The organism is Helicobacter suis, from assembly GCF_902196125.1.
Lineage (GTDB): Bacteria > Campylobacterota > Campylobacteria > Campylobacterales > Helicobacteraceae > Helicobacter > Helicobacter suis_B.
Window position 1 is genome coordinate 1 of record NZ_CABIKG010000039.1, and the last position, 1654, is coordinate 1654.

1 pseudogene is annotated in these 1654 nt (G+C 38.0%); it reads left to right on the top strand.

Annotation, left to right across the window (positions count from 1 at the left end):
• A pseudogene (locus G6Q00_RS08120) lies at positions 1-1654 on the top strand (hypothetical protein); the annotation flags it as partial.

Below are 1654 nucleotides of genomic sequence, written 5' to 3' on the forward strand. Positions count from 1 at the left end.
TGCTAAAGCCTTTAATGATAAGGTCAGCGCAGCAGCACTCAGATACCACATTAAGGCCGCCTTAAATAAAAGCCATAGCATAGAAAGCTTTAAACAAAATCTAAACAGAATCGCCAATAGAGTGGAATTTAATAATGCCACTAAAGCCCTACTTAGAGAGATTGAGGGGGCACTACCAAGAAGTACACAATCTGAGGGATTAAGCACTAGTGGGGAATTAAAGCCTAATAGAGAAGTAAGCACAACCCCTAATACAGAGAGTGGAACAACTCAAGCAAATATAGAGGCAAGAGCGCTACAAAGTGAAGCGGCTGTAAATGAGGCAAGAGCTCTACAAAGTGAAGCGCCTGTAAATGCTAGAGGTTTACGGAATGAAACGGCAGAACAGAATGTTAAGGCTTTAGAGAGTGAAGCAGATGTAAAGGCTTTAGAAAGTCAAGATTTTAAAGCAAAAGCTACAGAACTTTATAACATAGCTAAAGCTCAAGAGGTGGAGTTTAAAGGGTTTTTAGAAAATCTTAAGAGTGCTAATAATTCCTTAGAATTAGGCCAAATCCTTAAAAGTGAAGCTAGCATTGAAAGTAAGATTGCGCGCAAACAGGGGGATATAAGTAAAATAAGTGATTATCTAAGAGGGGCAGTAATTAGTAAAGATAATGCCCACTTAGATACAGAGTTAATAAGACTAGAGGATAGTTTAAAATCAAGAGGGATAAAACCTACAATAGAATTACAGCACAGAAACGCCAGCGGGTATAAGGGTGTGCATATACAATTTGAGTTTAACGGCGTGCCTTCTGAGATACAGCTAAATACTAAGAAAAATTGGGACATTAAAAAGCAAATGGATAGTAACTACCATGTGCTAAGGGAGCAGGAGGTAAAAAGAACGCTATCTTATAAGGAAATAGAGGCACTTACAGAAAAAAGTCAAAAGCTAGCTCAAGGTTTGGATTTAGACATTAAAGACTTTGCTTCATTCGTGGTAAGTTTAGATAAACATTCATATTCTGAAAAATCTGTATTAGTTAGAAAGTCTTTAGAGGACTTAAAAGGCGACCAAAAACCCCCCTTAAAATCATATTCAAAGGAAACATCTTCCGACGCAGACATCGCGTATAATCGCCCAGAATCTTTATTAAACCAAAAGGAAAGTTTAGAGGGTGGTAAAGGAAACATTGACAAACCTTTATCAAGTAGTATTCAAGCTACACAATCCCCCCTTAAAAGTCAAGAGCCTAAACTACTCCCCTACAAACGCACATCAGAGATTTATAAAGAGGCTAAAGCTAAGGGTTTAAGTTATGCGGAGTTTAAAGCGCTTAAAGAGCAAAACCAAAGACTTTTTTTAGAGGATACAGCACCTAAGAGTACCGCTGAAGTGATTAAAGAGGCTAGAGCTTTAGGGCTAAAAGCAGATGAGGCGATTAAAGCTATAAGGCAAAATCAAAAGGCTATTGACGAATCTAAAAGCCTATCCGGCCTTAAAGAAAATGAAAGACCCATTGAGATAGGGCAAACTATTGCTATGCAAAAGTTAAACAACTATTCAAGTAGTATTAGCCTAGATGATGCCCATATCTACCCCTTAGATTTTGTGGTGATCAAGACTTCAGATATTAAGCCTAATATGCAGGCTAAAAGCGGGGTGCAA